This window comes from Solibacillus sp. FSL K6-1781 (assembly GCF_038630735.1).
Classification (GTDB): domain Bacteria; phylum Bacillota; class Bacilli; order Bacillales_A; family Planococcaceae; genus Solibacillus; species Solibacillus silvestris.
On record NZ_CP152038.1, the window covers coordinates 567,817 to 589,514 of the forward strand.

Annotated in this window: 18 protein-coding genes and 1 riboswitch; of the genes, 13 read left to right on the plus strand and 5 right to left on the minus strand. The window is 39.8% G+C overall.

Going from position 1 to position 21,698, the window contains the following annotated elements:
* Nucleotides 1-32: 32 nt before the first annotated feature.
* Entirely contained in the window at nt 33-1,340 is a 1,308-nt protein-coding gene (locus MHH37_RS02850) for an HD domain-containing protein (protein ID WP_342574907.1), read from the plus strand.
* A 159-nt stretch (nt 1,341-1,499) separates the two neighbouring features.
* Here the strand turns inward: MHH37_RS02850 and MHH37_RS02855 are convergent, their stop codons facing one another.
* Nucleotides 1,500-1,685: a 2-hydroxymuconate tautomerase gene (locus MHH37_RS02855; RefSeq protein ID WP_008404547.1), complete on the minus strand. Its 186-nt coding sequence runs from the start codon at nt 1,683-1,685 to the stop codon at nt 1,500-1,502.
* Nucleotides 1,686-1,750: 65 nt separating this feature from the next.
* Between MHH37_RS02855 and MHH37_RS02860 the strand changes: the two genes are divergently transcribed.
* Nucleotides 1,751-2,263, plus strand: coding sequence for a YwhD family protein (locus MHH37_RS02860; protein ID WP_342574908.1), 513 nt, complete (start codon nt 1,751-1,753; stop codon nt 2,261-2,263).
* A gap of 309 nt (nt 2,264-2,572) precedes the next feature.
* Here the strand turns inward: MHH37_RS02860 and MHH37_RS02865 are convergent, their stop codons facing one another.
* A complete protein-coding gene (locus MHH37_RS02865; RefSeq protein ID WP_342574909.1) occupies nt 2,573-4,630 on the minus strand; it encodes a PBP1A family penicillin-binding protein in 2,058 nt (685 codons plus the stop codon).
* 327 nt (nt 4,631-4,957) lie between these two features.
* Here MHH37_RS02865 and speB point away from each other — a divergent pair, with 327 nt between their 5' ends.
* From speB to MHH37_RS02880, 3 genes are all read left to right on the plus strand, one after another.
* Nucleotides 4,958-5,830 (plus strand): agmatinase, encoded by an 873-nt coding sequence (gene speB / locus MHH37_RS02870; protein WP_008404543.1) that lies wholly within the window; start codon nt 4,958-4,960, stop codon nt 5,828-5,830.
* Nucleotides 5,831-5,941: 111 nt separating this feature from the next.
* Nucleotides 5,942-6,160 (plus strand): hypothetical protein, encoded by a 219-nt coding sequence (locus MHH37_RS02875; RefSeq protein ID WP_008404542.1) that lies wholly within the window; start codon nt 5,942-5,944, stop codon nt 6,158-6,160.
* Nucleotides 6,161-6,417: 257 nt separating this feature from the next.
* Nucleotides 6,418-7,128, plus strand: coding sequence for a GDSL-type esterase/lipase family protein (locus MHH37_RS02880; protein WP_342574910.1), 711 nt, complete (start codon nt 6,418-6,420; stop codon nt 7,126-7,128).
* Nucleotides 7,129-7,175: 47 nt separating this feature from the next.
* On the opposite strand, the gene MHH37_RS02885 is transcribed toward MHH37_RS02880, so the two are convergent.
* The 3 genes from MHH37_RS02885 to MHH37_RS02895 all read right to left on the minus strand — a co-directional run bounded on the left by MHH37_RS02885 (nt 7,176) and on the right by MHH37_RS02895 (nt 10,646).
* The gene (locus tag MHH37_RS02885) at nt 7,176-8,231 is read right to left on the minus strand and encodes an acyltransferase family protein (protein ID WP_342574911.1); all 1,056 of its coding nucleotides are present in this window, start codon (nt 8,229-8,231) and stop codon (nt 7,176-7,178) included.
* A gap of 223 nt (nt 8,232-8,454) precedes the next feature.
* Nucleotides 8,455-9,534 (minus strand): diguanylate cyclase, encoded by a 1,080-nt coding sequence (locus MHH37_RS02890; protein WP_342574913.1) that lies wholly within the window; start codon nt 9,532-9,534, stop codon nt 8,455-8,457.
* A 32-nt stretch (nt 9,535-9,566) separates the two neighbouring features.
* Nucleotides 9,567-10,646: a GGDEF domain-containing protein gene (locus tag MHH37_RS02895; protein ID WP_342574914.1), complete on the minus strand. Its 1,080-nt coding sequence runs from the start codon at nt 10,644-10,646 to the stop codon at nt 9,567-9,569.
* Between the two features lie 194 nt (nt 10,647-10,840).
* On the opposite strand from MHH37_RS02895, the gene MHH37_RS02900 reads away from it, so the two are divergent.
* The 8 genes from MHH37_RS02900 (at nt 10,841) to MHH37_RS02935 (ending at nt 21,450) form a co-directional block, all read left to right on the plus strand.
* Complete coding sequence (locus tag MHH37_RS02900; protein ID WP_339263718.1) at nt 10,841-11,278, plus strand: DUF1934 domain-containing protein; 438 nt, start codon at nt 10,841-10,843, stop codon at nt 11,276-11,278.
* Between the two features lie 2 nt (nt 11,279-11,280).
* On the plus strand, nt 11,281-12,948 hold the full coding sequence (gene argS, locus MHH37_RS02905) for an arginine--tRNA ligase (protein ID WP_342574915.1): 1,668 nt from the start codon (nt 11,281-11,283) through the stop codon (nt 12,946-12,948).
* 337 nt (nt 12,949-13,285) lie between these two features.
* Nucleotides 13,286-14,440: an acyl-CoA dehydrogenase family protein gene (locus tag MHH37_RS02910; protein WP_008404527.1), complete on the plus strand. Its 1,155-nt coding sequence runs from the start codon at nt 13,286-13,288 to the stop codon at nt 14,438-14,440.
* A 117-nt stretch (nt 14,441-14,557) separates the two neighbouring features.
* A riboswitch (cobalamin riboswitch) is annotated at nt 14,558-14,747 on the plus strand.
* A 140-nt stretch (nt 14,748-14,887) separates the two neighbouring features.
* Complete coding sequence (locus tag MHH37_RS02915; protein ID WP_342574916.1) at nt 14,888-15,835, plus strand: ABC transporter substrate-binding protein; 948 nt, start codon at nt 14,888-14,890, stop codon at nt 15,833-15,835.
* Nucleotides 15,828-16,826 carry an iron ABC transporter permease gene (locus tag MHH37_RS02920; RefSeq protein WP_008404523.1) on the plus strand — a complete coding sequence of 333 codons (999 nt, stop codon included), beginning with the start codon at nt 15,828-15,830 and terminating at the stop codon, nt 16,824-16,826. The genes MHH37_RS02915 and MHH37_RS02920 overlap by 8 nt, the downstream gene beginning before the upstream one ends.
* Nucleotides 16,826-18,292, plus strand: coding sequence for an adenosylcobinamide amidohydrolase (locus MHH37_RS02925; protein WP_342574917.1), 1,467 nt, complete (start codon nt 16,826-16,828; stop codon nt 18,290-18,292). The genes MHH37_RS02920 and MHH37_RS02925 overlap by 1 nt, the downstream gene beginning before the upstream one ends.
* Nucleotides 18,293-18,394: 102 nt before the next feature.
* Nucleotides 18,395-18,955 carry a cob(I)yrinic acid a,c-diamide adenosyltransferase gene (locus MHH37_RS02930; protein WP_008404520.1) on the plus strand — a complete coding sequence of 187 codons (561 nt, stop codon included), beginning with the start codon at nt 18,395-18,397 and terminating at the stop codon, nt 18,953-18,955.
* 206 nt (nt 18,956-19,161) lie between these two features.
* Entirely contained in the window at nt 19,162-21,450 is a 2,289-nt protein-coding gene (locus tag MHH37_RS02935; RefSeq protein WP_342574918.1) for a (Fe-S)-binding protein, read from the plus strand.
* Nucleotides 21,451-21,698 lie beyond the last annotated feature (248 nt).

The following is a 21,698-nucleotide window of genomic DNA, read 5'->3' on the forward strand; positions in this document are numbered from 1 at the left end:
TATAATGTTGTTAAGAGATAAGGAGGTGGGCTATGTTGATGACATATGCAAAAACAAAACTGCAAGAGGAAAAAGTTTTTAAAGACCCTGTCCATCGCTATATTCACGTTCGGGATCAAGTCATCTGGGATTTGGTCAAAACAAGAGAATTTCAGAGATTGCGCCGTATCAAGCAGCTTGGTACGACGTATTTAGTGTTCCACGGAGCTGAACATAGCCGATTTAATCACTCATTGGGAGTATATGAAATTGTCCGTCGAATCGTGGATGATGTATTTAAAGGAAGAAAGGAATGGGATGATTCTGAGCGTCTACTCGTATTATGTGCCGCATTACTGCATGATTTGGGGCACGGGCCGTTCTCCCATGCATTTGAGAATGTATTTGAAACAGACCATGAATATTTTACGCGTCAAATTCTGCTGGGGGACACAGAGGTAAATGCCGTGCTTCGTCGAGTGGCCGATGACTTTCCGGAAAAGGTCGCGCAAGTAATTGAAAAAACGTATCCCAATGAATTGGTTGTCAGCCTAATTTCCAGTCAGATCGATGCAGACCGTATGGATTACCTGCAGCGCGATGCGTATTATACTGGTGTCAGCTACGGACATTTTGATATGGAGCGTATCATGCGTGTTATGCGTCCACGTGCAAATGGTGTTGTTATAAAAGAAAGCGGAATGCATGCGGTCGAGCATTACATCATGAGCCGCTACCAAATGTATTTGCAAATTTATTTCCACCCGGTGTCAAGAAGTGCGGAAGTCGTGCTGAATCATATTTTAAAACGAGTGAAAGTGCTGTGTAAAAATGATTATCCATTTAAATATGAACCGACGCCTTTTATATCCTTTTTCAGAGGGAATGTCACATTGGAAGACTATATTGCGCTCGATGAAAGCATTATGCTGGCGTACTTCCAATTTTGGATGGGAGAAGACGATGAAATATTACGGGATTTATGCCGCAGATTCGTCAATCGGAAACTGTTCCAATATACGAATCTGAATCCTTACAAGCAGCCTGAAGTATATGCACAGCTGCAACGTCTATTTTTGCAGGCCAGCATTGATCCGGAATATTATTTAGTGCACGATTCCACATCGGATTTACCTTATGACTTTTACCGCCCTGGTATTGAAGGGACGAAGAAGCCAATTTACTTGCTAATGCAGGACGGAATGCAGCGTGAACTATCAGAGGAAAGCCAAATCGTCGAAGCAATTGCCGGTCGCATCAAAGTAGACCATAAAGTGTATTACCCGGAAGAGTTATTTACAGACGAGCGGATTCCAGCTGCATTGCGGAATGAAATAAAACAGCTCATTGAGGAAGCGTAACGGGTGCAGGAAAGGTCCATAGTTTGAGTGAATAGATGGAAAACCTTCGCTCAGTTAAAAAAGTCAATACCCGCAAAATTAAAAACACCAAAATTTTCCCTAAAGAAGATTGAGGTGTTTCGATTATTAATTAACTGAAATTCAACGCCAGCTTAACCATTATTGGTCGCTATAGCGTACGCCACCTTTAGCATAGTGGTTTTTAGACATTTCTTCAATAATGATTGATACATTTTCTACTGGTGCGTCAACTGTTTTTGAAACAGCTTGTGTAACTTCTTCTACGAGCGCGCGTTTTTGTTCATCAGTGCGGCCCTCAATCATTTTAATTGTAACGATTGGCATAAAGTCGCCTCCTAGTTAAAATATAGTGTATAGTATTTATATTAGCGTATTTGGAGGGATTTACAATGGCAAATGAAGAAAAACCAAAACCGAAAATGGGTTTTACGATAATAAAAAATGATCCTACCGATGGGCATAAAGGATTCGGTATTGGTTCACTTTCTTTGGAAAATGTATCACCGGTCATTGTCGATGTCGCAGAAGGAACAGCAATTGTTGATATCGGGGCAATGCATGCGAAAAGTGAAGTAGAGCGCGGCATTAAGTTTACAATGAACCGTGAAGATTCAGCTGGCGGAAAAGATTACTGGCTTGTATGGGTAACAATAGACCATAAAGAATCAGGTGCTTATTTTGCCGGTGTGACAGCATGTGAAATGGTCGTAAACCGTGAAAAACGCCGTGGCTATAAAATTTTGGCAGACCATGTGAACAGAATGGATAAATCAATGAAGCGTCACATTATTGTAGACCATATGGATGAGCCGTCAAAGCAAATACTGGCCGACTTCCTGAAAAGCCACAACGAAGAAATGTGGAACAACAGTGATGAGAAATTGAGACAGGATTTAGAATAAAGGTGCACCTTGAACGAAATAAACATCTTACAATAATATTACAAAATTCAGTGAACAATATGTGACATTTCAAATTCTACCAAAATCCGTAGTTGAAACTGGTTCTAAAAGAAAGTAAACTGAATTTAAAGCTTGCTAAATAGTAGGCTAGGACATGTGGGAAATGAAACAGGTTGAGCAGTATGCGGCATTTGAACCTTCCCAAGCCGAATGCCCCATGGTTCTCAACCATTCATTCACCACAATAGAAAAGCTCTTTCGTGTCACGGACTAGAACCGGATACGAAAGAGCTTTTTTATTTTTTTAATTTATTCCCAAAAGTTCCGCAATGCTTCAAAAGGCAATGATTCAAAGAAATTACCCCATGAATCCTGATTGAAAAGATCGAATGATGCACATGATTCTGTTGGTACATCTTCAGTTTTCATGTAAACAATACGCTGGCTTGAGCACGACTCGTGCGCCAGTTTACCCGTCCGAATATCGACCGTTACAGGCTCTACACCATTTGGCATTGTAAATGTTTCGTTTGCTTTTCCATCAAGCGCTGTTTCCATAAAATCTATCCACACTTGCTTCGATGCGGCCATATCTGTCTGGACAGATAATGTTTTGCCTTGGTCATAGCCATTCCATACACCTGCCGTTAAACTTGGTGTAAACCCAATCATCCATTGGTCACTATTTGTCGTTCCTGATTTGGCTGCATATGTGTGGCTCATACGTGAACGCAATGATAAACCAGTTGCCGGAGAATAATCACTGAACACAGGATCGAACATACCTGTCATCATTTGCGTTAAAATAAATGCATCCTGTTTAGAAATTACTTGTTCTTTTTCAGGTTTCTTATATTTGTAAACGACTTTTCCTTTTGCATCGGTAATCGACAATACAGTAATCGGTTGTCGTTCTTCTCCGCCTGCAGCAATGATATTATAGGCGTTTGTTAAATCATACAGCGAGTTTTCGGCAGTTCCAAGTGCAATGGAAGGTATATCCTTTTCCGAATAGTTGAGCCCGAAACGTTTCTGGACATCCCGGAAAGATCGGTAGCCGATGTTTTCCAGTGCTTTCACCGCATAAATATTGTCGGAAATGGCCAATGCCTGTGCCATGGAAAGCTCATGGTCAGCATACTTCTTATTGACGTTTTGCGGTGTATAAGTTGCTCGTCCACTATCATACGTAAAGGTCGTTTCGCTCACATCCAAGAAGGACATCGGATTGAAATCCTTTTCCAGTGCTGCCGCATACAGTATTGGCTTAATGGCAGAACCCGGCTGACGGTTACCTAACGCAACACGGTTAAACGAACTCACACTGTAATCACGTCCGCCGACAAGAGCTGTTACAAACCCTGTATCTGCTTCCATGCTCACAAATCCAACCTGCAATTCACTGTTGGGCATATTCGTTTTGATCGCATTTTCCGCTGCTCGTTGATGTGCCTGGTTAAGCGTTGTTTGAATTGTCCATCCACCTTCACTAATACTCAAGTTTTTCTTTTCTAAAATATCGCTTGCTTCTTCCCATACAACATCTAAAAAGTAAGGAGCGATTGATTTATTTGCAATCCAATCATCACTTTTTAGAGCAACATGTTCTGAAGTGGCATGAGTTTTTTCTTCGTCTGTAATTTTCCCTTGTTCATTCATCAACCGCAAAATTACTTGCTGACGATTTGTCGCCTTTTCCAAGTTATTAATCGGAGAATAATACGTCGGTCCTTTTGGCACACCAGCAAGCATTGAAGCCTCGGCCAATGTCAGATCCTTTACGGATTTACCGTAGAAGTAACGGCTTGCAGCTTCAGCACCGTACATTCCGTGCCCATAATAAACCGTATTTAAATAGCCTTCTAAAATTTCTTCTTTTGAGTAAAATAACTCCAACCGATAAGCAAAAAGGGCTTCATTTAATTTTCGGTTCCATGTTTTTTCATGAGTTAGATAAAGGTTTCGTGCATATTGCTGTGTCAGCGTACTGGCACCTTGCACTTTACCCCCGGCTTTAATATCCGCTAAAACGGCCCCTGCGATCCGGGAAAAGTCAAAACCGCTATGCTCGAAGAAATCTTTATCTTCAACAGCAACAGTAGCATCAATAAGGTAAGGCGATATTTCATCCAGGTCTGTCCAGTAGCGACGTTCCTTTGTAAAATAGTCACCAATCTGATTATGGTTGCTATCTAAAAAAATTGAAGCTTTCGGAACGGTAAGCGGCGGTGCTCCGGCAACTTGCGCATATATACGTAATGAAAGGAACATAACAGCGAAAAAACATAAAAGGGCAATCATAAAGAGTCCGATTTTTTTCACGAAATTTTTTCGCTTTTTTCGTTTTTTAAATTGCTGTCTTTTCAAGTTTTTCCACCTCATTTCTTTTTTAATAGAGAGCAAACTAAATTTAGTCAATTACAAAAAGTAATGAAAATTCTATTGCACTTTTAATGAAAACAACTATACTTTTTCGTAGCGCACCTTACGAATTTAGTCGTATACGTAGCTATTACAAAAGCAATCCATAATGTCGAATTATGTCAGTTGCTCTTAATTATACGAAAATAGCGAAACAAAAGTTTCATATGTTAGATTTAGTATGAGCAACTTCTTCTATCGCTATGCATTCTAAATTAAGAAATCGGTTTAAAATACGTAATTAAAAATAGAGAAAGGTATAGGTGACTGTAAATGAGATTTGATGAAACTTACGCAGGGAATATGTTTATTAAAAGCCACCAAAACTATGAAGAAAGTAAAGCCGTTTTATACGGCATGCCAATGGACTGGACAGTTAGCTACCGCCCCGGTCAACGTTTTGGTCCGGCCCGAATTCGTGAAGTATCGGTTGGTTTAGAAGAATACAGTTTTTACTTGGATCGTGAGCTGGCAGATGTACCGTTTTTTGATGCGGGGGATATTCCACTGCCGTTTGGGAATCCGGAAAAATCATTAGCGGAAATTAAAACGTTTGTCCGTAAAGTACTGGCAGACGATAAAATTCCAGTAGGGATGGGCGGGGAGCATTTAGTATCACTGCCGGTAATGGAAGCTGTCTATGAAAAGTATAAAGATTTAGCGATTATTCATTTTGATGCACATACAGATTTACGTACGGATTACGAAGGGGAGCAATACTCACACGCAACACCAATTCGTAAAATTGCCGATACAATCGGACCGGACAATGTTTATTCATTTGGAATTCGTTCAGGCTTAAAAGAAGAGTTGCAGTGGGCAAAAGAAAACGGCATGCACATTTCATTATTTGAAGTTTTCGAGCCATTAAAACAAGTATTGCCTACATTAAAAGGTCGCAATGTTTATGTAACAATCGACATTGACGTATTGGACCCTGCACATGCACCTGGGACAGGCACGGTTGATGCTGGCGGTATTACTCCAAAGGAACTTTTAGCAGCAATTCATGAAATTGCACGATCTGAAGTAAATGTTGTCGGCTTTGACCTAGTTGAAGTGGCACCAATTTACGACCATTCCGAAATAACAGTAAATACAGCTGCAAAATTGATTCGTGAAATGATTTTAGGCTGGGTAAAATAGCACGGGTTTATAAAACATAGATATAGTAAGGCATTGCGGGGTTAACTGCTAATGTTATTTTGAAGGTACTCTACGGAGTACCTTTTTTTATTGAATTTTGAGGAGGTGTTGATGCATACAGCATGGTTAACTTGGGAGAAATTAATATGGAATAATAAACAATCAAAAGTACACTTGCAAAGTATACTAAAAAGCATGGTATCCCATTCGGGACGATACAGAGCAGATGAATACATTGATCTTCATTTAGACAAATGCTTATGTTCGAAAAAATGTGCCAGGTTACAGTTCAATCTTAAAGGGGTAAAGAATGATATGCTGCTGCCATGACCAAGTGAAATCGGTTGATTCGGGTATTTCGAGGCATTGCGTTAATAACGAAGCGTATATCTCATCGATAAAACCCCAAATTATACATAAAGTATTGCATCATACGAGGTGTCAACTGTCAGTAAAAGCCCGATTGATTGGGGTCTGCAGAAAGCGTGGAAATAAGACATTGCAACAGGACGTTGCGAACTTTGTTTATTTGTTCGGCTACTAAACGGGTATAGCATGCCAGAGCCAAGTTAGAAATAGGAGTGTTTATGTTGGAAAAGGGTCATATTGTATTAATAATTTCATTACTAGTAAATGTACTGTTGTTAGGAACAGGGAGCTATGTGGTGAGAAATATCGGTGGACTTGAAGTTGTTAAAACAAAAATGCAGTCAACACCTTCTCCCAATAAGGATTCTGCTTATTACTTTACGAAAAAAAGCGTCTTTGAACATTCGTCAATTAGTAATATTGATAAAGTATTCATTGGTGACAGTATTTCCGATTACGGAGAATTCCAGGAATACTTTCCCGGTGAGGTTGTGCTGAATCGGGGAATCCGGAATGATTGGACAGAAGGTGTATTGAACCGTATACAGGAAGTAGTGGACCGAAACCCGAAAGAGGCGTATTTAATGATCGGTGTCAATGATATCCGTTATGGAACAGAAGCCGAAGTATTTAAAAGTAACGTCGAGAAAATCGTGGATTCGTTTGAAGGAAAAGATACAAGTCTCGCTATTCAATCAATCCTGCCTGTGAATAACGGGTTATTAGGAAATGAAGTGACAAATGACAAAGTGAAGCGGTTTAATAATATTTTGCAAAAGATTGCGGATGATAAGGGAATTGAGTATATCGATCTGCATTCGAGCTTTACTGATAAAAACGGGCAACTGAATAAGCAGTTCACTGGTGATGGGCTTCATTTAAATGGGAAAGGGTATGAAGTTTGGGTCGATCGGCTTCGCTCAAAATAAAATCAATTATAAAAAAGCTGAACCTCGGAGATGAGGTCCAGCTTTTTTTACGTCGGAATCGGTGTCTTTTCTTTCTTGTTTGAAAACCCGCCAAGCAGAATTTTTCCGTTCGGCAGCAAATTTTTGATTAAAATTGAAACAATGATAGGAATGAATATCCCGATCGTTGTGTAACCAATAAGCCCATACGTGAAATAATCATTTAGTATAATATCTGCAAATATATGCAAATACATAATGGAAAGCGAGTGATTTTCTATTTTCTGCAGCCAGTTAATCGACAGTTTTGCTGCGAGCAACTGGAAGCATCCTACTAATACAATTGTAAATGATATGGGAATGACTAAATCTAATATAAAATGGTCATACCGTAAGAACTTCATACTCAATCGGTAATCGATGATATTAATTCGATCAAGCAATACCGCCGTTGCACTCAGGAACAAGGCCGTACTCATCCATCGTTTTGAAATATCCATCCATAGATGTTTGAAATAATACCCGATTGCAAAATAGATGATTGCCATCAGCGCCACATCGAGGTTCCAAATCATTGGAATCGATTGCGCTGCTTCGGAGGGTTTGCCGCCAATGACTTTCATAGCGACGATGCTCTCAAAATTTCCGAGAACATAAAAGAGCCCAAGAATGATAAACTGTTTCTTCCGATTGAAGTAGGTCGTCAACCACATGAATAACAGGTAGGTGAAGAATAATGTCGTCACAAACCAGAAAACACCATATGCTCCTCGAACAAAACGCCCCCCTATGACAAGTGTCCATAAATCATTAAGATACCATTGTAAATTCCAATTGCCTGAAAAAATCTCCATTCCATAACGGACTAGTGTAATACTTGCAAGGAAAAATAGGTAAGGGACGATTAATTGCATAAAACGCTTGTGAATCGTCGGCTTTATTTCCTTTTTATCTAAAATCGGCTTAAAGAACAAACCGCTTAATATGAAAAATGCAGGCATATGAAACCAATAAATATATTTCGCGAGTGGAAAGTCGAGCTCTCCTGGATAATGCCCGATGACGACAAGGATCATTAAGAATCCTTTCGTAATATCCACCCACGTTATCCGTTTATTCTTCATTAATCCACCTCTTAAAAAAATATGCTCCCATTATATACCCTCTTTTCGTGTGAATAGCGCAATGTAACAGCATCGTTATGTAATTGTTAAATAAACGGTAAATCACGGATATAAAGGATTCTTATGGTGTCATAAATCATTCATCGTACAAAGTGGAAATTTAGGCTGGGTAAAATAAGAAAAAAGGTGTGTTAAAAGTCTTGAAAACTTTTAACACACCTTTTTAGTATCGCTGTTTCATCTGGTTGTAATGGCAGATCTGAATATTTGCCTGATGCTTTGCTCTCAATAAGGCTTCGTATGAAAAGCGGTAAAGCTCTTTAACGCTCTGTCCATTTTGCGGAAAAGAACAGATTCCAATTGCAAGAAGAAGCTGACTGGATGGATAATTTTCAAAAGTGAGCTGCTGTACAGCTTTATTGATTGCGTTGGCTAAAGTGACCGCTTCTGCAGGTACCAAATGCGGCAGCACGACATAAAACTCATCACTATCAATTCGCCCGATCAGCGCATTTTTCGGCAGCTGGTCTTTCATTAGTTTTGAGACTTGGACAAGCACCTCATCGCCAGCTTTATAGTAATACATATAATTCAATTCACGAAACTGACGAATATCGATATGAAGGAGCTCAAATGGAATTTTTGCATTCACAAATGATAATAACTTCTGCTCAATCGCAATATTATTCGGCAGCTGTGTAAGCAAATCCGTTTTCCGCATTGCGTATATTTGTCTGATTTGTTTATTTTTATGTTCAAGCTGCATTAAGATTTTTCTAACTGCAAAAAAAGTGATGGTCGAAACAGCAAAGTAAAGGATTAAATAGAACAGATTATTTATTTGAAAACGGTCATAAATAATGAGGACGATAATGTGTTCGATCGTTATAACGAAAAAATAGACCGGTAAATTTTGATAGGTAATCGGACGTTTGAATGCGAAAAAACATGCAATGACTGTCACTACTAAAGTATTCAGCATGATAATGAAGGACAATACTGATGTGTACAATAAAACATACCGACTGATCACAATCATAAAACCTGTAATGAAAATTGAAACAGGTCCTCCAAGCAAACCACTGAAAAGTACAAATATAATCCGATTGTTTATTAGCATACCGTGAGCATAGGGAGTAGCCAATGCAGTCAAAATAAAGGCGGCACATCCGAATGTCACACCGACGATAATGGACTTGTATTTATGGATGAAAGGATTATCTTCATATTGTATAAAAGGCCAGAAAATTAAAATCGTAAAGCAAAATAGAATCGAAAAGTTGATTGTCAGCTCCAAAAACATGGCATCACCCCTTGGTAATGTATCGTTACCCCTTATTTTAGATTATTTATATGGAAATAAGAAGATAGTTTTGTTTTTGCCTGCTGTTTTGCCATAACTAAATTTTCCAGGAGCTCCAAAGATGTTTCCCCATTATCAGGAAATGAACTAATTCCAACCGTAACAGAAATATGTAAAGATAAATCTTGGGATACTTCGAACGGCTGTTGGGCAATCATATTAATTAGATTATTGGCCTCAACAACCGCAATAGCAGGAGGTACATCTTTTAATACGAGAAGAAACTCCTCACCGCCTAATCGGCCAACATATGCTCCATTTTTATTGGCATATTCCATCAAGTGTTGGGCAAGTTGTTTAATAACAAGATCACCTGTAGAAAAACCATGCCGTAAATTTATCATTTTAAAATCCCGAATATCGACGAGCAATAAATTGAAAGAGGTTTTCTTTTTCATCAGGTTTTTGACAAATTTCTCATTTTCCTTATTGTTTGGCAACTGTGTCAAAAAATCGATCTTTTTCAAATGAGTGGTCTGTTGTACAGTATCATTGGCAAGTTTTATTTGGCGAATGACAAAGTAAATGAAATAAAATGCAAAAATCGTAAAGATGCCATAAAGCAATAAGTATTCATAGCTTTTAGTATGGAAGCAAAGCCCGAGAAATAATGCGATAAATGTTTCAATAAAGCATCCCCAAAAAAATAAAAATATATTTTTTTGCGTCATTTTATATTTACTTGTGACAAAGAATAATATCAGAACAAGTACAATAAAGTTAATATTCAGGAACATCGGTACCCATGCCAAATAGGGAAGGAAAAAAAGTCCGATTCCTATAATCAGACCACTGATCAGAATAGCAAATGGCCCGCCTAAAAGACCACTGTATAACACCGGAATATACTGAATGTTCATCATAAAATCGTTCGTAAGGTGAACAGCAGAGAATGTCAGCACAAGGCCGGTAACGCCAAACTTCAATCCAATTACATAAGGCTTCGTTCGACTGATGAATGGTGTCTGTCTAAAGTAGTTGATAAATGGCCAATAAATTAAAAGTGTAAACGTAAATAATATACAGAAGTAAGATAGTAATTCGATTAACATAATAAGCTCCTTTATCCACTAATCATTACTGTTCTGAACCAAAATTGCTATAAAAATAGTGGAATTGAAGGAAAATTGTCCAAATCAAGATGATTGAGGGAGTAAGCGCAAAGTTAAGTTCGTTGTTGCTTAAAGAGATATACTTATCCTATAATAAAAAGGTTATAGAAATATATGTATAGGAGCTGACTGCTATGGCGAACGAGAGCGGGAAAACAGTCAAAATCAAACTAGTTTCCTCAATCATTCCAACCGAGGGCGAGCTTGAACAATATGAAATGTGGCTTGAAGGCAGTTGTGTGGAAAAAGGGAACAGTCATTATCTGCGCTATGAGGAAGTTCAGGAGGATCTGCAAATTCAAACGACGATTAAACTGAATGAAGCGAATTCGTTTATTATGCGAAAAGGCGGTGTGAACATGCGTTTGCCTTTAAATCCGGACTTACGCGAGAATGGTCATTATGAAAGTCCATTCGGCTCATTACCTCTTGTTACCGATACACATCAGTTAGCCATAGAAGTAGTACAAAGCGAAAAAGTGTCAGGGCAATTTAAAACGCAATATGACCTTATCATAGGTGGCAACTCAGTTGGCCATTACAAATTAGATATTCAATTTACGGAGGTATAACGATGAACGCAGTAGAACAATTACAGCAATCGATTAAAGCAGCACTCAAAGCGGCAATCGATCAAGCAGGCCTAGTAGAAGCAGGCACGGAAATCAATATTCATTTAGAAACACCAAAGGATAAAGCAAACGGAGACTTCGCAACAAATATCGCAATGCAATTGACAAAATTGGCGAAGAAGCCACCACGTGCAATAGCTGAAGCAATTTTAGCGCATTTAACGACTGAAGGTACAGATATTGAGAAGATTGAAATTGCCGGACCAGGTTTCATGAATATCACAGTACGTAAAGACTTCTTGGCAAGTGTAGTTACAGCTACATTTGAACAAGGCGAAAACTACGGTCGTTCAATTGCAGGCGCAGGAGAAAAAGTACAAGTCGAGTTCGTATCTGCTAACCCGACTGGTGACTTGCATTTAGGACATGCGCGCGGTGCATCTGTAGGTGATTCATTGTGTAATGTACTGGATTTTGCTGGTTTTGATGTATCACGTGAATATTATATTAATGATGCCGGCAACCAAATTAATAACTTGGCGTATTCTTTGGAAGCACGTTATAAGCAAGCGTTAGGAATGGATGCAGAAATGCCGGAAGATGGATACCACGGTCCGGATATTATCGGAATCGCTGGTAAGCTGGCTGAAGAATTCGGTGCGACGATTTTGGACAAGTCTGATGAAGAACGCTTTAAATTTTTCCGTGAGCACGGCTTGAAACTGGAATTGGCAAAACTGCAAAACGACCTTAAAAACTTCCGTGTTGAATTCGATGTTTGGTATTCAGAAACATCTTTATATGAAAACGGTAAAATCGATGTAGCGTTAGACAAACTAAAAGCAAATGGTCATGTGTTTGATGAAGACGGCGCAACTTGGTTCCGTTCAACAACATTCGGAGATGATAAAGACCGTGTATTAATTAAAAACGATGGTTCATACACATATTTAACACCGGACATCGCTTACCATGAAGACAAACTGCGTCGTGGATTTGATAAACTGATCAATATTTGGGGTGCTGACCACCACGGCTATATTCCACGTATGAAAGCGGCAATCGAAGCACTGGGCTATGACCGCGGCACATTGGAAGTAGATATTATCCAAATGGTTCAGCTGTACAAAAACGGTGAGAAATTCAAAATGAGTAAGCGTACAGGTAATGCTGTAACGATGCGTGAGTTAGTAGAAGAAGTAGGCTTGGATGCTGTACGTTATTTCTTCGTTAAAACGGCAGGGGATTCACATATGGACTTCGATTTAGACTTAGCGGTATCACAATCGAACGAAAACCCAGTATATTATGCACAGTATGCACATGCGCGTATTTCATCGATTTTACGTGCAGCTAACGAGCAAGGTTTCGAAGCTTCATTGGAAAACCTGAACTTGCTAGTAGCGGAAAAAGAAGAGGATGTACTGAAAAAAGTCGGCGCATTCCCGCAAATTGTGGCAGATGCAGCAAAACACCGCACACCACACCGTATCGCAAACTATATTCAAGACTTGGCAGCTGCATTCCATAGCTTCTACAATGCAGAAAAAGTATTGAACCAGGATAACAAAGAGCTGACAGAAGCTCGTTTAGCATTAATCACAGCAGTAAAAACAACATTGGCGAATGCACTGCAACTAATCGGCGTAAGCGCACCTGAAAAAATGTAATTCAACTATTTAAAGCACTCTATTTTCTGTATACGAAAATAGGGTGTTTTTTCTTTGAGGATTGTGAGAATTCTACTTTAAGCGTGATTCGTTTTACGTTTCGAGAGCAACAGTTCTCCTTTTGAGGTGCTATCTTCCACATTAAGTTGAATCAGTTCTCCTTTTTCCGTAATTTGTTCCAATTCCGTCAGCAAACCTTCCAATTACAAAACAGGGAAACGCATCTAGTGTAATCCCTATAAAGGAACTGGGGATATCTATTGACTTGTAATTTCCCGAAACGTACTATTAAATTTGACTTCTATATACGGACAATAAATATGAGGTGGTGCTTTCCATGAGCAAGGAATTATTTATTCAAACCGACGAGCAGCAACAATGGCTGAAAAAGCTAGAAACAATATCAGAGAGCGTGAAAGTAAATGCTCAGCAAACAGATGAACAAGCAACATTTCCATTTGAAAACTTCCGGAAGCTGCGAGAAATCGGCTATACAAAAATAACGCTGCCAAAGGAATATGGCGGGGATGGCTTCACAGTCTATGATGCGCTATTACTGCAGGAAACATTGGCGAGCTATTGTGGAAGCACCGGGCTGGCTGTTTCGTGGACAATTCAAAATGTAGGCGAGATTTTCGAAAATCGTTACTGGGATGAACAAAAGCTCGACTGGTTTGGTAAACAGGTTGCAAATGGCGCGACAGTCAATCGTGCGGTAAGCGAGTTTGCAATGGGAAGTCCAGTACGTGGCGGACGTCCGGGAACTTCAGCAAAACGTGATGGGGATTATTATGTAATTAATGGACGTAAAAACTATACGAGCGGTGCACCGGACCTCGACTATTTTTTAGTTTCGGCATGGATTGAAGATGAGGGACAGCTAGGATTTTTCCTCGTTCCGAAAACGGCTGAAGGGGTATCGGTCGAAAATACATGGGATGTTGCATCAATGCGTGGTACGGGAAGCGATGATTTAGTGCTCGATAATGTACGAGTTGATAAAACAAACTTAGTGGAATTACCGAATTATTCAACCGGATTTAAACTGAACGGCTGGTTGCTGCTTATCCCGGCAACCTATTTAGGCATTGCCCAGGCTGCACGCGATTACGCAGTTAATTTTGCGAATAGCCATTCTCCGAACAGTATTCAAGGAACGATTGCCCAGCTGCCAAATGTACAAACGCTGATTGGCGAAATGGATTTGGCGTTGACGAGAGCACGCTTTACGCTTTACGGAGTTGCGGGACTATATAATGACCCGATTAAAAAGGCGACACTAGTCAATGAAATCAATATTGCGAAACATGTAGTGACAAATACAGCAATTGAAGTTGTCGATAAAGCGATGCGTCTTGTTGGGGCAAAAAGCCTGCAAAGATCAAATCCGCTTCAACGCTATTACCGTGATGTCCGTGCAGGTCTGCACAATCCGCCAATGGATGACATTACGATTAAACGTTTAGCTGAAACGGCAATTGAAAAAGCTTAAAAGCAAAGGGGTAAGCAGTTCTTTTATTCGTAATTTCAGCGGAATAAGAAGAATTATCTGAAACTTTGGCGATTGAGCACACATTTTTCTGAATATCAGCTATAATAGAGCTATTAATTTTATATGGACGATAAAGGTTCTTGCTCACTGATAGAGTAAGGAGTAAAAGGGAAATCGGTGCAATTCCGATGCGGTCCCGCCACTGTAAATGCTAGTTGAGAGCAGTATGCCACTGAAAAACTTTCGGGAAGGCGCTTATCAACGTTATGCATAAGCCAGGAGACCTGCCTTTATAATGCCCTAAAATAAACCTACGAGGATAGGATGTGGCGGATAAATTCTTTTTCCATTGAATTTTATTTGCATACGTAAAGCTTCCTTCATTTTTAGTAGGAAGCTTTTTATTTTTGTAGAAAATTATACAACGAAATTTTGGAGGTTATTATTTTGAAAAAATGGCAACTGCTATCTTCCGCAGCATTACTTACATTAACATTGGCGGCATGCAACTCGGAAAAAGCAACAGATGAACAATCAGCAAAAGACAATACTGAAGTAACTGAAGCAGCACAATTCCCGGTAACTATAAAAGATGCCTTGGACAAAGAAATCACGCTTGAAAAAGCACCAGAGCGCATTATTACATTGGCTCCATCCAATACGGAAATTTTATTCGGACTAGGGTTAAACGATGAAATTATCGCTGTGAACGACAATGATACATATCCTGAACAAGCATTATCTAAAGAATCAGTTGGCGGCATGGAATTTAATCTAGAACAAATAATCAGCCTGCAGCCCGACTTAGTTGTCGCACATGAATCGGGATTGTACAGCTTCAATGAACAGGCGATTGCTCAGCTTGAATCAGTAGGAATTCCTGTATTTGTTGTAAAAGATGCGAAAACATTTGAAGAAACATATGAAACAATCGAACAAATTGGCAAGCTGACGAATAAAGAAAAAGAAGCAGAAGAAATGATCGTCTCCATTAAAGAGGGGATTGAAGAAATTGAAGTGAAAGTAGCCGACCTGGAAGAGAAGTCCGTATTTGTTGTTGTTGGGACAAATCCGCAACTATATGTTGCTGGACAGGAGACGTTCATTAGTGAAATGCTTGAAGTATTAAATGTAGAAAATGCCGTTCCGGAACTCGGGTGGCCGCAGTACAGCTCGGAGCAATTTGTAAAGAGCAATCCGGATATCATTTTAGTAACATATGAAAACGACTTGGCAGCAATCGAGGAAAATGATGCATATGCAGAAATGGATGCTGTGAAAAACGCCAATGTGAAATTAGTCGATAGCGATACGACAAGTCGACAAGGTCCGCGTATTGTAGAAGGTATTGAATCAATTGGGGAAGCAATTTATCCAGAGGTATTCAATGAATAAAAAATATTCAATCGCCTATGTACTATCGATTGGATTGCTTTTAAGCAGTATATGGATTGGCATTTCGTTCGGGTCTGTTAATATTCCGTTTTCGACATTGTGGGATAAAACAACAGATCCGGTTGCATACAGTATTTTGTGGAAAATCCGAATGCCACGCGTCATTTTAGCCGCATTAATCGGGGCTTCTTTAGCAATTGCGGGGGCAGCATTCCAAGGGTTGCTTAAAAACCCTTTGGCAGATCCATACACATTAGGTATTTCATCAGGGGCCTCGGTAGGTGCGGTAATGACAATCTTTTTAGGCATTTCCATACCGGTGCTCGGTGTATTCACATTGCCGGTATTCAGTATGGCTGGAGCTGCATGTACGATGATCATCGTCCTGACATTTGCCAGACTTGTTGACCGCTCGATGAAAATGGAGACGCTGATTTTGACGGGAATTATTTTCAGCTCGTTTTTAGGGTCCTGTATTTCCTTAATGGTCGCACTTACTGGTGAACAGCTACGAGAAATCATCGGCTGGCTTCTAGGAAGTGTATCGATGCGAGGGTGGCCATATGTCCGGATGGTTCTGCCATTTATGGTGCTTGGTACAGCAATTATTTGGCTGACTCGCCGTGAATTGAATGCGATGATTTATGGAGAAGAGCGTGCCCAGTATTTAGGGGTAAATGTTAAGCGCAGCAAGTATATGATATTGGCGGGTGGTTCCATTCTAACAGGAGCGGCTGTTGCTGCATCCGGGACAATTGGATTTGTCGGATTAGTAGTACCGCATATGATTCGCCTGCTAATCGGAGCAGACCATCGACATTTATTGACATTGTCGTTTTTGAACGGTGCAAGCCTGCTCGTCATTTGTGACTTAGTATCACGTACAATTATTTCCCCTATTGAACTGCCGATTGGTGTTATTACTTCCTTTATTGGAGCACCTGTCTTTGCCTATATCTTCTTCAAGCAACGTAGAAAGGTTGTTGCATAATGTTAAAAGTAAATAATCTATCCGGCGGTTACGGTGGGAAAACGGTTGTGAAAAATATGACGTTTCACGTGGAAAAAGGAAGAATTCTCGGGATTCTTGGTCCAAACGGCAGCGGAAAATCGACATTACTGAAGATGATCAGTGGTGTGCTGAAATGTGAAACAGGCGAAATTTTAATTGAAGAGAAACCTCTTAAAAGCTATGATAACAAGCAATTAGCGAAAAAGATGGCCGTACTCCCTCAATTAAATGCAAGCGCATTTACGAACAGTGTATATGATGCGGTTTCGTTAGGACGCTACCCTCATCAGAGCGGTTTTTTTTCATCTTGGACTGAAGAAGATGAAACGACGGTACAGCGGGCGATGGAAAGCACAGGTGTTTCGCAATATAAAAATCAATACTTGGAGTTTTTATCCGGCGGCGAGCAGCAACGGGTATTTATTGCACAGGCACTTGCACAAAATTCGGAGCTGCTTCTATTGGATGAACCGACAAACCATTTGGATATCGCCCATCAAAAGCAGATTTTGGATATGATTCGAATGCAAGTTGAGGTGCATGGGCTGACAGTTGTCTCGATTTTCCATGATATTAACTTGGCATCGCTTTATTGTGATGAGCTGCTGCTATTGGAAAATGGTGAAGTACGGGCGTTTGGCGAACCGCATGAAGTCGTGCTGCAAGAGCAGATTGCCGATGTGTATCAGGCTCGAATTGCGACATATCCCCATCCGGAACTGCCAAAACCGCAAATTACGATGCTGCCAACGAATGAAATGGAAAGAAAAGCTGCGGCAATCCATATCAACAAGTTTCAAATAACTAAAGACTATATCGAATATCAGGCACAGGCACCGCTAAAAGTAATTTCATCAGCTGTTCATAATGCCGGCATAGGCTGGTATGACACATTACTCAACCGTTCCATTGCTCCTGAATACGATATTTATAATGTGAAAGAGGAAACGGAGCAATTTTTGAAAGAGCGCAAGTTTTCTCCAACAAATACGGTCGTCATGCTGACAGCCGTGGAAACAAGCTGCGCGGCAATTCGTCATTTTTCGAAAAATAATGCAGAAATCCTTGTCATGGTAACAGCAGGGGTAGGCAACAGTGTTGACGTTACGAAAACATATTTGCGCGAAGAAGAGCCACATATCGGTACGATTAATACATGGGTAATCATTAATGGTAAGCTGACAGATGAAGCATTTATTCAGGCGATGATTACGGCAACAGAAGCCAAAACGAAAGCATTGGCAGATCAGCAAATAAAAGATGCAGTAACAAATACGATAGCAACAAGCACAGCAACGGACAGTCTATTGATTGCCGCTACCCAACAGGGTGAAGAAATGCCGTATGCCGGACCTATTACAGAAATCGGCAAACTGATCGGCCGAGCCGTTTTTGAAGTGACGATCGAGGCGATTAAGAAATATAAACAGCATTATAATAAGTGAAAAAACTTAAAGTGAAAAGCGTGCGCATGGAAAAAGAGTGTCAAAATACTTAAAGGAAATTTTCCAAAAGTCTAGAATACTAAATCGAAAGGGTGAGGATGGATGAAATTATATACAAAGCAAGGCGATACAGGAAAGACGAGCATTATTGGAGGACGTGTTGATAAAGACCATCTGCGTGTTGAAGCATACGGGACAATTGATGAGCTGAATTCATTTATCGGTAAAGCTGTCAGTGAATTGGAGCAAGAAAAGTTCAAGGATTTGATTGACGACTTAACAGCCATTCAACATGAATTGTTTGATGGAGGCGGGGACTTGGCAAATGTAATGAAAGAACGCCATTACAAACTTACCGAAGAACCGATCACTGTTTTGGAAAACCGTATCGATGCACTTTCCGAAGAAGCTCCACCATTAAAACGTTTCATTTTACCAGGGGGAGCACCTGCAGCAGCTACTCTGCATATCGCTCGAACAGTTGCCCGCCGTGCGGAACGCGAAACTGTATCTTTAATGAAAGAAATTGAAGATGTTTCACCAGTTGTACAAAAATATTTAAACCGATTATCGGATTATTTATTTGCTGCAGCACGTGTTGTAAACTATCGATTATCGATTCAGGATGTCGAATATATTCGTAGTGGCGACGTATTTAAATAAACGAAAAATGCTAGTTAAGACGGTAAAATCGTCTAACTAGCATTTTTTATATTTTGATTTAATTTTCAGAATAAATGACGAAATCTGTTGACTGAATGCTCATTCATTATTACAATGGGTTTATAGTTTAATATGGAAAAATAGTTTATCGGGGTGTATGAGATAAACAAAGGGGTTTAAAGCTTCGTATTCTAGGGGGGAAAAGGATGAATACATTTTTAATCATTAACTGGATTGCATTTTTCGCCGTGTTACTTTATGCGCTGGGGTTATTCGCATATTTGCTAAAAACACGTTATGACTACATTCAGCTTGGTCGCAAAGAAGAGTTCAATCACAAATTTTCTGAACGTATGTCGGATATTGTCGAGAAAGTATTCGGCCAGTCAAAACTATTAAAAGATAAAAAGATGGGTCTTGTACACGTTCTGTTTTTCTATGGATTTTTAATGGTTCAGTTCGGAGCAATCGATTTAATCTGGAAAGGTCTGGCGCCAGGTTCACATTTACCGCTCGGCGGCCTGTATCCGGTATTTACATTTACACAGGAGTTAGTTGTACTAACAATTTTAATCGCAGTTGCGGTTGCATTTTACCGTCGTTATATGGAAAAGCTTGCGCGTTTAAAGCAAGGTTTTAAAAATGGCTTAGTGTATATGTTTTTAGCAATCCTGATGTTTGCAACATTATTTGGCAACGGCTTTTATTTAATATGGCAGGAACATAGTTTAACAGGTTCTGAACCAGTAGCATCTGCAATTGCCTGGGTATTCCAGTGGATGAATCCGACGATTGCTGCTGTCTTGTTCTTCGTTATGTGGTGGGCACACTTGTTGGCGTTATTAGCATTCCTTGTTTATATCCCGCAAGGTAAGCACTTCCACTTAATTACGTCGATTTTCAACGTTTATTACAACCGTCAAGACCGTATTGGCACATTACGTCCAATCGATTTTGCTGCATTGGAAGAAGCGGAAGATGAAGAAAGTATGCCGCCGCTTGGAGTCGGAAAAATTCACGATTTCACGCAAAAGCAAATGCTTGATCTGTATGCATGTGTAGAATGTGGACGTTGTACGAATATGTGTCCGGCAACAGGTACAGGAAAAATGCTGTCACCGATGGACCTGATCGTAAAATTACGAGACCATCTAACATTTACCGGTGCAGTTGAGCTAAAGAAAAAGCCTTGGGTACCATTCTCATTCTTTAATAATACACAAGGTAACCAATTGGCAATGGCTGCTGGTGCTGAAGGTGCAGTAATTGAAGACATTTACAGCCCGTCATTAATCGGCGATGTTATTACAGAAGAAGAAATCTGGGCTTGTACAACATGCCGTAACTGTGAAGATCAATGTCCGGTAATGAATGAGCATGTTGATAAAATTATTGATTTACGACGTTATTTAACAATGACTGAAGGTAAAGTGAATCCGGATGCCCAACGCGCAATGACAAACATTGAGCGCCAAGGGAATCCATGGGGCTTAAACCGTAAAGAAAAAGAAAACTGGAGAGAACTGGACGAAACAGTACACGTTCCAACAGTAAAAGAATTGAAAAAATCAGGCGAAGAAATGGAATATTTATTCTGGGTCGGTTCAATGGGTTCATTTGATAACCGCTCACAAAAAATTGCATTGGCATTCGCTAAATTAATGAATAAAGCAGGCGTTAAGTTTGCCATTTTAGGTAACAAAGAAAAGAACTCTGGAGATACACCACGCCGCTTAGGTAACGAATTCCTGTTCCAAGAGCTTGCAACAGCCAACATTGACGAATTTGAGAAAAATGACGTGACGAAAATTGTAACGATTGACCCGCACGCATACAACATTTTCAAAAATGAATATCAGGATTTCGGCTGGAAAGGTGAAGTACTTCACCATACAGAATTACTATACGATCTGATTCAGGAAGGCCGTTTAACAATGGATTACCGTGTGGATGAAACGATTGTATTCCACGATTCATGTTACTTAGGACGCTATAATGATGTATTCGACCCGCCACGTGAAATTTTAAAAGGTATTGCAGGCGTGAAGCTAGTTGAAATGGAGCGTAATCGTGAAGACGGTATGTGCTGTGGTGCAGGCGGTGGCTTAATGTGGATGGAAGAGCATGTCGGAAACCGTATTAACGTTGCACGTACAGAACAGGCAATTGCAACACAGGCATCGGTTATTTCTTCAGGCTGTCCTTACTGTTTAACAATGCTTTCGGATGGAACGAAAGCAAAAGAAGTGGAAGATACAGTCGGCACTTACGATATTGCTGAAATTTTAGAGCGTGCAGTATTCGGAACACCGGAAAAAGTGCAAGTTCAACAAGTGCAAGAAGAAGTAGTAGAAGAAACAGTTGCTTCACCTGTAGAACCGATTGAAGTTGAGAAACAAGCATCAGCAGTTGAAACTTCATCACTTACAGAAGAGCAGCAAGTGGCAACAGATACGGCACCTGCTGAAAATGAAAATAACGATCAAAACAAGTAAAAATAGAATTAACGAGAATAAAATTTATAGTCAGTATATTTGAATAATTTGTTGCGAATTCAAATGGGTTTTAATACAATGAAAGTAAGCGAAGAAATGAGAGTAGTAAATACTCTCATTTTTTTCTAAATATTGATTGAGCGAGCGTTCAGTCGAATTACTAATTACAGACTGCAAACAGTGTTTCTATTAGTAAATGATGGGGATTGTTACTAATAGATTAATAGCCTGCAGGAACTTCACAATAC

What these genes read in the sequence shown, in the direction of transcription:
- MHH37_RS02850 (WP_342574907.1), top strand. Translation starts at nt 33, where the DNA reads ATGTTGATGACATATGCAAAAACAAAACTGCAAGAGGAAAAAGTTTTT.
- MHH37_RS02855 (WP_008404547.1), bottom strand. Translation starts at nt 1,685, where the DNA reads ATGCCAATCGTTACAATTAAAATGATTGAGGGCCGCACTGATGAACAA.
- MHH37_RS02860 (WP_342574908.1), top strand. Translation starts at nt 1,751, where the DNA reads ATGGCAAATGAAGAAAAACCAAAACCGAAAATGGGTTTTACGATAATA.
- speB (WP_008404543.1), top strand. Translation starts at nt 4,958, where the DNA reads ATGAGATTTGATGAAACTTACGCAGGGAATATGTTTATTAAAAGCCAC.
- MHH37_RS02875 (WP_008404542.1), top strand. Translation starts at nt 5,942, where the DNA reads ATGCATACAGCATGGTTAACTTGGGAGAAATTAATATGGAATAATAAA.
- MHH37_RS02880 (WP_342574910.1), top strand. Translation starts at nt 6,418, where the DNA reads ATGTTGGAAAAGGGTCATATTGTATTAATAATTTCATTACTAGTAAAT.
- MHH37_RS02885 (WP_342574911.1), bottom strand. Translation starts at nt 8,231, where the DNA reads ATGAAGAATAAACGGATAACGTGGGTGGATATTACGAAAGGATTCTTA.
- MHH37_RS02890 (WP_342574913.1), bottom strand. Translation starts at nt 9,534, where the DNA reads ATGTTTTTGGAGCTGACAATCAACTTTTCGATTCTATTTTGCTTTACG.
- MHH37_RS02895 (WP_342574914.1), bottom strand. Translation starts at nt 10,646, where the DNA reads ATGTTAATCGAATTACTATCTTACTTCTGTATATTATTTACGTTTACA.
- MHH37_RS02900 (WP_339263718.1), top strand. Translation starts at nt 10,841, where the DNA reads ATGGCGAACGAGAGCGGGAAAACAGTCAAAATCAAACTAGTTTCCTCA.
- argS (WP_342574915.1), top strand. Translation starts at nt 11,281, where the DNA reads ATGAACGCAGTAGAACAATTACAGCAATCGATTAAAGCAGCACTCAAA.
- MHH37_RS02910 (WP_008404527.1), top strand. Translation starts at nt 13,286, where the DNA reads ATGAGCAAGGAATTATTTATTCAAACCGACGAGCAGCAACAATGGCTG.
- MHH37_RS02920 (WP_008404523.1), top strand. Translation starts at nt 15,828, where the DNA reads ATGAATAAAAAATATTCAATCGCCTATGTACTATCGATTGGATTGCTT.
- MHH37_RS02925 (WP_342574917.1), top strand. Translation starts at nt 16,826, where the DNA reads ATGTTAAAAGTAAATAATCTATCCGGCGGTTACGGTGGGAAAACGGTT.
- MHH37_RS02930 (WP_008404520.1), top strand. Translation starts at nt 18,395, where the DNA reads ATGAAATTATATACAAAGCAAGGCGATACAGGAAAGACGAGCATTATT.
- MHH37_RS02935 (WP_342574918.1), top strand. Translation starts at nt 19,162, where the DNA reads ATGAATACATTTTTAATCATTAACTGGATTGCATTTTTCGCCGTGTTA.